This window comes from Paraburkholderia sp. LEh10, from assembly GCF_017814945.1.
Classification (GTDB): Bacteria; Pseudomonadota; Gammaproteobacteria; order Burkholderiales; family Burkholderiaceae; genus Paraburkholderia.
The window spans coordinates 61,393-71,408 of record NZ_JAGIPX010000045.1; the positions used below are offsets into that span (position 1 = coordinate 61,393).

At 61.6% G+C, this 10,016-nt stretch carries 7 protein-coding genes and 1 pseudogene; 7 read left to right on the forward strand and 1 reads right to left on the reverse strand.

The genetic code is table 11. The features are described from left to right. Window positions 1-51 precede the first annotated feature (51 nt). Window positions 52-275 (reverse strand): annotated as a pseudogene (locus J8I87_RS30050) (IS5/IS1182 family transposase); the annotation flags it as partial. Window positions 276-577: 302 nt separating this feature from the next. Here J8I87_RS30050 and tssF point away from each other — a divergent pair. The 7 genes from tssF to J8I87_RS30085 form a co-directional block, all read left to right on the forward strand. Continuing rightward, window positions 578-2,449, forward strand: coding sequence for a type VI secretion system baseplate subunit TssF (tssF, locus tag J8I87_RS30055; RefSeq protein ID WP_209935792.1), 1,872 nt, complete (start codon window positions 578-580; stop codon window positions 2,447-2,449). Continuing rightward, complete coding sequence (tssG, locus tag J8I87_RS30060; protein ID WP_209935793.1) at window positions 2,449-3,504, forward strand: type VI secretion system baseplate subunit TssG; 1,056 nt, start codon at window positions 2,449-2,451, stop codon at window positions 3,502-3,504. Before tssF ends, tssG begins: the two co-directional genes overlap by 1 nt. Before the next feature lie 34 nt (window positions 3,505-3,538). Continuing rightward, on the forward strand, window positions 3,539-4,117 hold the full coding sequence (locus J8I87_RS30065) for a lysozyme (protein WP_209935794.1): 579 nt from the start codon (window positions 3,539-3,541) through the stop codon (window positions 4,115-4,117). Next, entirely contained in the window at window positions 4,114-4,563 is a 450-nt protein-coding gene (locus J8I87_RS30070; protein WP_209935795.1) for a hypothetical protein, read from the forward strand. The genes J8I87_RS30065 and J8I87_RS30070 overlap by 4 nt, the downstream gene beginning before the upstream one ends. Window positions 4,564-4,638: 75 nt before the next feature. Continuing rightward, window positions 4,639-6,666 (forward strand): type VI secretion system Vgr family protein, encoded by a 2,028-nt coding sequence (locus tag J8I87_RS30075; protein WP_209935806.1) that lies wholly within the window; start codon window positions 4,639-4,641, stop codon window positions 6,664-6,666. A 29-nt stretch (window positions 6,667-6,695) separates the two neighbouring features. Continuing rightward, window positions 6,696-7,139, forward strand: coding sequence for a DcrB-related protein (locus J8I87_RS30080; RefSeq protein WP_209935796.1), 444 nt, complete (start codon window positions 6,696-6,698; stop codon window positions 7,137-7,139). Between the two features lie 10 nt (window positions 7,140-7,149). Further along, the coding region (locus J8I87_RS30085; RefSeq protein WP_245254262.1) for a DUF6531 domain-containing protein at window positions 7,150-10,016 on the forward strand (2,867 nt) is incomplete at its 3' end.

Sequence of the window (10,016 nt, forward strand, 5' to 3'; positions counted from 1 at the left end):
CACCGCCAAGCGCGGTTATGTGTGGGCGAATATCGACGCGATAGAGTACTGGACACCTTTCTTCCTTGATGCTGATGTGAGCGGTTTCGGGACATACGCCTTGACTCCGGCCAGATCGCACGCGCAGATATCGGGACCGCTGAAGTAGCCTCGTCGGCCTGGACCTTAAGTGTTGGCTTGCCCATCACATTCCTGGCGGACACAGCCATCTTGCTGAGTTGTCCATGATCGCCTCCAACATTTGTGACCTCATGCTCAACGACCAGATGATGCTCTGGACTCTTCCGTAACGACAGGAACGTAGCGAAACCGTGCGCCGCTTCCAAACCGCCAAGGCACAAGAATTGTCTTAACGACACGTGCGTTGTCAATGCCATTCCTTGGTATGGTTGTATTGGCAACGTTCCGTGCTGCACGCCTGACACACCAATCACCTTATCAATTTCGTGACTACCGTCAAGTCAGCGCAATGCGACGCACCCCTGCATAGATAGTGCCAACTCTGAATTTTTGTATGTTTATGAGATCGCTTTGGTGATATTGTTTGCAGTCCTTTATGTCTCGACAACGCATCGGCATGAGTTCGAAGTTGCTCGATTTATACCTGCGCGAACATTCTTTTCTGACAGAACTGGCGTTGGAATTCGCGATCAGGCACCCGAAGATCGGCCGCCGGCTTGGCATGCAGGCGGGCGAAGTGGCCGACGTGTACGTCGAAAAGTTGATCCAGTCGGCCAGTTTCGCGCTCGCGCAAGCGCGCGCACGCATTGATGCCGCCTTCCCCGAACTTACCCGGCGCCAACTGGAAACCAGCTATCCAAACTACATATCACCGACACCGTCGATGTCGGTCGTGCAGTTCCACCCGACAGGTGACCAGGGCGATCTCGTGGCAGGCTTCAGGATCCCGCGCGGGACCCGCCTCACCAGTCGCGTGCCATCGGGAGAAGTCACCCCCTGCGAATTTCGCAGTACGCAGGATGTGGTGCTCTATCCGCTAGCGATAGTCAATGTGCGTAATACAGGCATTCCGCCAGATGTTCCGGGTATCGACCGCTTTGTGCCTGCGCACGCCACGGTCAGGGGTGCCTTGCGCCTGCGCATCCGCACGACGATGAACGTGCAGATCGCAGAACTCGCAGACCTGGACCGTCTTACCTTCTATCTGACAGGTGAAGAAGCGATCGCCTCCCAGATCTTTGAACTGGTGCATGCGGGAACGGTGGCAACGATCACCGGCCAACCAGGGCGACTCGCCGACGCTGACCAGCCCTTCGTGGCCGTGTCCACAAGACCGGTACTGCATGAAGGCCTTGGGCTGGACCAGACCATGCTTCCGCTGGTGTGGCCAAAGTTTCATGGCCACAATCTCCTTCATGAATTCGTCGCCTTTCCAGCCCGATTCTTCTTTTTCACGCTGACAGGCCTTGGGGCGGGTTTGCGCAAGGTCAGGAGCAACGAGGCCGAGATCCTGCTGCTGCTCGACCGCGCTCCGGGCGACCTGGCGGGTCTCATCGATGCGTCCCGTTTCGCGCTCTTCTGTACGCCCGTCATCAATCTGCTGGAGCGACGCAACAAGCGTATCGAGTTGCTGGAGGCCAGTACCGAATTCCCACTCGTGCCGCGTGTGCAGACACCTTTTGATTACGAGGTGTTCTCGATTGAGGCCCTGTCAGGGCAGGTTGGCAAAAAGTCCGAGAAGCTGCGCTTTCTGCCACGCTACCAGCCCCTCTACAACGACGAAGATGGCGCAAAGCGCTACTTTTCGATCCAGCGCACACCGCAACGGCATACCGCCGCACACCGCCGCTATGACACACGCACGTCCTACACGGGTTCCGACGTACATATCACGCTGCTCGACGGGCACGGCGAAATCTATCACCAGGGGATGCGCTATCTGAACGTTCATGTCTGGCTCACCAACCGCGATCTCCCACGGATGATCCAGCGCAACGGTCTGGATGATCTCACGCCGCTCATGTCGATTCCATCGGCCACGGCCGGCCTGATCCGGGACCCGAGCGCGCCGCGTGCGCCCTATGCCGAGGGCAGGAAGGCGTGGGCGCTGATCCGGCAACTGAACTTCAACTACCTCGCGCTAGAGAATGGTGGTGAGGGGCTGCGCGACATGCTGCGTCTGTTCCTGCTGTCCGAAGACGTGGCCCTGCGCCAGCAGATTGACAGTCTCGTGAACGTGAGGACACAAGGTGTTACACGCAAGCTGCCCGGCAACGGGGACCTCGTATTTGGGCGAGGCATCGACTGCGAACTGACCGTCGACGAGACCGCGTTCAACGGCACGAGTCCGTACCTGTTCGGTCTCGTACTCGAGCACTATATTGCGCGCAGCGAGTCGGCCCACTCGTTCACGCAGACACGGCTGCGTTCGCTGCAGCGCGGCCCCATCATGCGCTGGCCCGTGCGCATGGGCAGGAGGGGCGGCTGATGAACCGTCTGCCGTCTCCCAGTCTTCGCGCCACGCTGCCGCACGACACGCTGGAGCACCTGCAGCGCGAGCCGTGGCGTTTCGGCTGGCTTGCACTCATGCGGCGTATCGGTGCCGATCCCGCCATCGATCCGGTGGGTATGGCGCAGCGACCAGGTGCCGAACCGTTCCGCCTCGGCCAGCGGCCCAACCTGAGCTTTGCGCCCAGTGAAATCGCCGACGCCGTGCAGCGTGATGACGGGAGACTGTTCCTGCGTCTGTTTAGTCTGGGGATGCTGGGCCCCAATGGGCCCCTGCCGATCCACATCACCGAGATCGCGCGCGAGCGCGAGGTGAACCGTCGCGACAGTACGCTCGTCGATTTCCTCGACATCTTTCACCACCGCTTTTTGACCCAGCTCTACCTTGCATGGGCTTCCACGCAGGCGACGGCAGGACTGGATCGTCCCGGCCCGGAGACAGAAACGTTTTCGTTTTATGTCGGCTCACTTGCAGGCAAGGACCCTGCACTGCTCGAAAGCGTGGCCGTTCCTTTCCATGCGCAGCTGGCTGCATCGGCGCACATGGTGCGCGAAAACCACGACACCGACGGCATCCGCCAGACGCTGGCGCAGTTTTTCCAGGTCCCGGTCGCGATCGATCCGTTCGTCTTTCACTGGATGGAATTGCCGTCCGATGAAATCAGTCGGCTGTCCGTGCCTGGTGAGGCTTCGACGCTCGGTGGCGCGGTGCTCGGCGAAGTCATCCCTGACAGGCAGCACCGCTTCAGGATCGCAATAGGGCCGCTTGATCTTGCGCAGTATCTGCGCTTCACGCCCGATGGCGAGGACCTGCCGCTGCTGGTCGATCTGGTACGCGGGTTTGTAGGCAAGAGCCGTCACTGGCAACTCGAACTGAAGCTCAAGACCTCAAGCGCGACCCCGGCCACCGCGGGCGGCGAACAGCAATTAGGCTGGTCGACCTGGCTGGGCGAGAACCCAGCTGCAGAGGAGTCAATCAAGGGCATGTGCTTCGAGCCCGAGCGTGACGTCGACCGTTTTGACCGGAAAGCCTGACCCGCCAGACGTCCCGACAAAGGAACATACGTCCATGCCCACCACGACCACCCATTGCTCCGCCAATCCGCCCACCGACGCCAATGCAAACCTTTCCCTGTCGGCGGAGGGCCAGCGTGCCCTGCAGCAAAACGAAGGGCTGCGGCGCGTGTACTACAACGACACCGCGAACAACTGTACGTTCGGAGTGGGCTCACTCGCGCACATGGGCCCCTGCACGGCACGAGAACTTGGGCAGCCGGTGCCCGATTCCGCCATCCGCGCGCAACTTGCCACAGGCATCCGGCGCGCCGAGCAAATCGTCCGGAACGCAGTGCCCGGCCAGGCACTGACGCAGGAGCAGTTCGACGCAGCCGTGAGCTTTGCCTACAACGTGCCCGGGGGCGCGCGTGCGGCGCTGAACCCGGCCAACCGCGGTGACATGGCCGCCGTCGCGCGGAACATGAACGACTACGTCTATGTGCATGCGCACGATGCGCATGGTCGCCCTGTTGGTCCTCCGCTTCGCAGCGACGGGCTGGTCAGCCGTCGACGCCGGGAAGCCGCGCCGTTTCTCGCGTCACCTCCGGCACCTGCATCGGCTCTCGAACCTGCTTCGGGAGCAACACCATGAGGATTCGCGCGGCAGGTTACCTCGCGGCCGCGGCAACGCTTTCTGCGATGGCGTCGGCCACGCCAGCAGCGGCTTCGCACGCCCCGTTCGGCTTTGACGGCATCTGGCGCGTAACGAGGATTGTGGGCTACAGCGAAGTGTCCGTGAGCCCCGACAGGGCACATCGTCTTGTCGGACAGACGGTCACGATCGGACCCAGACAGCTACGCATCGGTGACGACGACTGTGTACCGGACGCAATGCATGCAGACACACGCGCGACCGCCCCTGTCCTGCTCGACAGATATCACGCGGGGCCAGCGGATGCCGGTGTCCCGGCTCGCACCCTGATGCTTGACGCAGGACAGTGCGGTCATGTGTTCCGCATCGGTGCGGACATCGTGGTCTACCAGGGCGGCGTGTTCTATCGGGCGTCCCGAGTCAAGCCGGCCGATAAACGCCGGTAGCACGGACACGAAACACAAGGAAATCGCGGTGTCGCGGGATGCGACACCGCACTATCAGGAAGGATGGGGCAAGTCATGCTTGATTTCGTAAAACCGCGCACGCTCACGATGAGCGGGCCTGCGCTGCCGGAGGGACCGGGCGGCGAATCGATGCTGGAACTCAAGGGCATCAGCGGCGATGAGGCACTCTCGGAAATCTACGCCTACACACTTGATTGCCTGACGGCCCCCGACCTTCCCCCCGGTGTGGCGGCCAATATCGACCTGAAATCGATGATCGGACAGGAGCTTACGGTCATGATTCAGCTTGAGGGGATGGGCTCATTTATTCCCGGCCTCGCGGGCGCCGCCGGGGCGACGAATATCGGTGCCGGCACGCGCGAAATCAGCGGAATTGTCGCCCACGCACGCTACGTCAATCAGTCAAACCGGCAAAGCCGCTACGAACTGATCCTGAAACCATGGATCTGGCTTGCGGACCAGCGCTCCGACTTCCGCATCTTCCAGCGGAAGACAGTGATTGAAATCGTCGAGGAGGTGTTCGACACGTACACGTACTCGTACGACCTGCGGCTTGGCGACCAGTATCCCATGCTCGACTACCAGGTCCAGTATGGCGAAACGGACTACCGTTTCGTGCAGCGCATGCTCGCCGAGCACGGCATTTACTGGTTCTTCGAGCACAGCAACACGTTTCATCGCATGGTACTGGTCGATCATCTGGGCTCACACAAGCCCGTAGAAAGCGAGGCCTATCACAAGCTCTGGTACTACCCGCCCGGACACAAGATCGATATGGAGTACATCGATCACTTCGACCTCACGGGCAGCCTGCAGTCGGGCCGCTGGACGACGAACGATTTTGACTTCAAGAATCCCGGTGCCCGGCTCTCGGCCGAGAACGAACTGATCCAGGACACGGCGCACAACGACTTCGAACGCTACGAATGGCCGGGCGACTATACCGAGCTGGAACGGGGCGAGGATGTCGCCCGCCTTCGCATGGAAGAAGTGCGCGCGCATGGCGAGCGGGCACAAGGTAGTGGCGCGCTGCGAAACGTCGTGTGCGGCACAACCTTCGAACTCGAAGGCTACCCGTACGAAGCGGCCAACCGGGAATATCTCGTGATCAGCGCCGGACTGCACGCCAATGAACTGGCGCAGGCCAGCGGCGGCGGCGATTACCACTTCCAGACCTCGTTCGTGGTACAGCCTGCGACGACGATCTACCGGCCACAACGCGACCTTTACCCCAAGCCGCGTACCAGCGGCCCGCAGACGGCGATTGTTACAGGCGCGCCGGGCAGTGAAATATGGACCGACAAATATGGTCGGGTCAAGCTCAAATTCCACTGGGACCGCTCGGACGTGAGGGACCAGAACTCATCGTGCTGGATCCGCGTGTCGTATCCGTGGGCAGGGGGCGGCTTCGGCGGTGTCAACGTGCCGCGTGTCGGCACGGAAGTGATTGTAGATTTTGAGAATGGCGATCCCGATCGGCCGATTGTTGTAGGCCGGCTCTACAACGCCGCCACGATGCCGCCGTGGGATCTGCCGGGTAATGCGACGCAAAGCGGGCTTCTTTCGCGCTCGATGAAGGGGGGTGCGGGCAACGCCAATGCGATCCGCTTCGAGGACAAGCAGGGTGCAGAGGAACTGTGGCTGCAGGCCGAGAAGGACATGCGCACTGAAGTTGAGGATAGCGAACTCCACACCGTTGGCAACAACCGCATGAAGGCAGTCGGCCAGAACGAGGTTGCAACAGTGGGCGCACAGCGCTCCCATTCTGTCAAGTCAGATGACATAGCACTGATCGGCGCTGACAAGGTGATCCAGGTACTGAACAACTTCGTGTGTGCAGCCGGCGACAGCATCACACTGTCGTGCGGCGACAGCATCATCGAGCTCAGGAGCAACGGTGAGATCAACATGACGTGCACGAACTTCAACATTACCGCTGCGCAAAGCGGCAAGATCAATTCCCAAGGCGGCACGCTCGATCTGAACATGGGCAGCAAGGCGGCGAACATTGCTCCGCACGGTGCAGCCGAAAAGGCCGCAATCAAATCAGCGGTCGACAAGACTTTCCCTTCCGAAAAATAACGCCCGAATCTTGTTTTGGAATGTGATCGATGAGTACAACGCACTATCAGACCAATGAAATCGCACTCACCTTGCCTGCTGAGGAGTTTCTCGACAGCACCCTCAATGCAATCCGCCTTCCGTCGCTCGATGCATCGCTCGTCATCAGCCGCGGCGCGATGCCGGATGGCGCAACGCTTGAATCGGTCATCGACGAACAGATCCAGAAGCTGGGCTCACAGGTCCAGGATCTCCACTACGCGCCCCGGCAAGTCCTGAAGATCGGCGCAGGACATGACCTCACGGCGCTCGAGTTGAGAAGCCGCTTCACGCGGGGCAAGGAAACCCTGCACCAGTACCAGGTTGCTTTCGTTGTACCGGGAACGCGGTTGCTGATGGCGCTCACCTACACCCGCTCCAGCGCGCTCACGCAGGCTGACGCCGAGCACTGGGAAACGATAAAGAAAGGGCTCAGCCCTCTTCAACGAACCTGACGGGGACACGATGGGAGATCTATGGGCTGCCCGCGAGGGCGATGCGCTGTTGCATACGTCACCATGGGCCGATCTGGTTGGCGGCGTGCTGGAGGTCGCCGCCAACGCTGTAATTCAGATGGCGGCGCAAGCGCTGGTTGCGGCGGCCGTCGGGGTTGAGGCGTGTACGCTGGGTTGCGGAACGGTGCTTGCCATCGGTCTTGTCGTCGGTGCCGTCATGGTTGCCACGGGCCTCGGAGACAAGATATCGGAGGCATGTCAGGACATCGGCAATGCGCTCTTTCCCCCGACGATCCAGGCACATATCGCCACCGGCTCAAAAGACACGCATATTAACGGCAAGCCCGCCGCGCGCGCCGCGGGTATCCTTCTGACCACGGAGGAAATTGCGGCGCTGGAGAAGGCCGCAAAGGATGCCCCTCCAAAAGAGCAGTCGATCATTGATATTGCCGGCAGCTGGCTGCAGACGGCGAAAGAGTTCGTTTCGCAGATGGTGCAACCGACAGTCGCAAGTCCGGAACCGGCCATTCCGTGCGACGACGACAAGATCCGCTGCGACAAGCATCCCTCGCCCGAACCCAAAGAATATCTTGCAGAGGGTGTGAAGCATGTGACCATCAACGGCCAGCCGGCAGCGAGAAGCGGCGCGCGAAGCACGTGCGAAGCGAAGATTGCTGACGCGCCTGCGGAAGGTGCAGACGTCTCTCCGGACGTACGGATCGGCGGTCCGCTCGCGGTAGTGCGCGAAATCCGCAGTGGCAAGGCCCCCGTGGCGCTCGTCATAGGCATCGTCATGGCGTTCATGGGCCGCGGCAGCATGGCGTCGAAGGCCGGCTGTTTTCTTTTTGGCCTTGGCATGAACATCATTGCGCAGAAAGCGGGCGTGGCGCTGCGCAACCTGTTCAGCAGCTCGAACAATGCGGTGAACCAGCCTGTCAACGCGGCGACAGGGGCGAAGTACCTTGCCGGCGAAGAGGACATGGACTTCGCTCTCCCTGGCCGCTTCCCCCTTGTCTGGCAACGCGTTTACAACAGCCAGGACAAGCGCACTGAATGCCTGTTCGGCGCAGGCTGGAGTGTGCCGCTGGAAGTGTCGGTGGAACGCACGCCCGGAACGTCCGATACCGACTGCTGGACGTACATCGATGAAACGGGCCGGCGCCTGGACATGCAGGCGGTACGTCCGGGCAGTGGTTTCCGCAGCCCCGGCGAGAGCCTCGGTGTGCGGCGCGGCGAGGCTGGAAACTGGCTCATCGAAACCGATGACGGCGTGTACCGCATGTTCGAACCGGACCCGCATCACGACGGGCGTCAGCGGCTGGTGCTGCTGGGCGACCGCAACCGTAATGCACTCCAGCTGCAATACGACGAAGCGGGTCGTCTTGCCCGCATCACGGACGCCGCGCAGACGCTCTGTGCGGAGCTGCACTATGAGGAGCACGGGCAACCGTGCCGCGTGAGTCGCATCGGGCGTCGTTACGGCGACGGGCTGCGCCAGACCGAACTGCTCGTGCAATACCGTTATGACGCCGCAGGCGATCTGGCTGCGGTATGCAACGCCCAAGGCCATACGCTGCGTGAGTTCGCCTACGACGCTGGCCGGCGCATGGTGATGCATCGCCTGCCGGCGGGTCTGAAGTGCCATTACGGCTGGGGCCGCTTCGATGGCCCGGACGGCGAGGAATGGCGCGTCATCGAACACTGGACCGACAGCGGCGATCACTACTGGCTCGACCACGATCCCGTCGCGCGGCGCCTGACGGTACGCGACAGCCTGGGCCGCAGCAGCGTGCGCGAGTGGAACGCGCTATACCAGATCACGCGCTACGAAGATGAACTGGGCCAGGTGACGCACTTTGAGTGGAACGATGAGCGGCAGCTGTTGTCGGTGACCGATGCGCAGGGAGGCGTATGGCGCTGGTCGTATGACGATGCGGGACGGCCCGTGTCGAACACCGACCCCCTCGGACGTGTACAGCAGACCGAATGGCATCCTGTGTGGGCGTTACCGGTCACGGAAATCGATGCCGCCGGCAACGCATCGCGCTATCTGTACGACGAACGTGGCAACGGCGTCATGCAAATCGATCCACTGGCGCGACGCACCCTGCTTCACCATGACGTCTGGGGCCAGTTGATCCAGATCACCGATGCACGCGGCGGCGCACGGCAACTGGAGTGGAACGAAGACGGCCAGCTCGCGCGTCACACCGACTGCTCGGGTTCACAGACGTGCTTTTACTACGACCCGCGCGGACGCCTGGAGTGTGTGACGGACGCAGAGGGCAACAGCACGCGCTACCGCCATGACGCCTTGGGCCGGCTGACGGCCGTCATCCGCGCGGATGGCACTGAAGAGCACTTCATGCTCGATGGTGTGGGACAGCCGGTGGGACGCACTGATGCGCTGGGCCAGACCACCCGCTACACCCGCAATACACGCGGACAGGTCCTGGAGCGGCGCGATGCGTCGGGAGGCCGGATAGGTTTCGAGTACGACGCCTTCGGAAAGCTCAACGCGCTGGTCAACGAGAACGACGAGCGATACGGCTTCCGCTACGACGTATGCGACCGTCTGGTAGAACAGGTCAACCTGGACGGCCATCGTCAGCAGACCGAATACGACGGGCTGGGCTTCGCGACCCTCACGCGCCAGGCTGCCGGCACAAGCGTGCAGATCGAACAACGCTATGAACGTGATGCAGTGGGAAGGCTCACGCGCCGCACAAGCGCACACGACGTCACCGAATACCGCCACGACGCGAATGACAACCTGCTGGAGATCCGCCGCATTAAGACGCCGGACGGCGAACCACAGGAACCGGAAACCATCGCCTTCGCGTACGACGTGCTGGGCCAGTTGTTGGAGGAAACGAC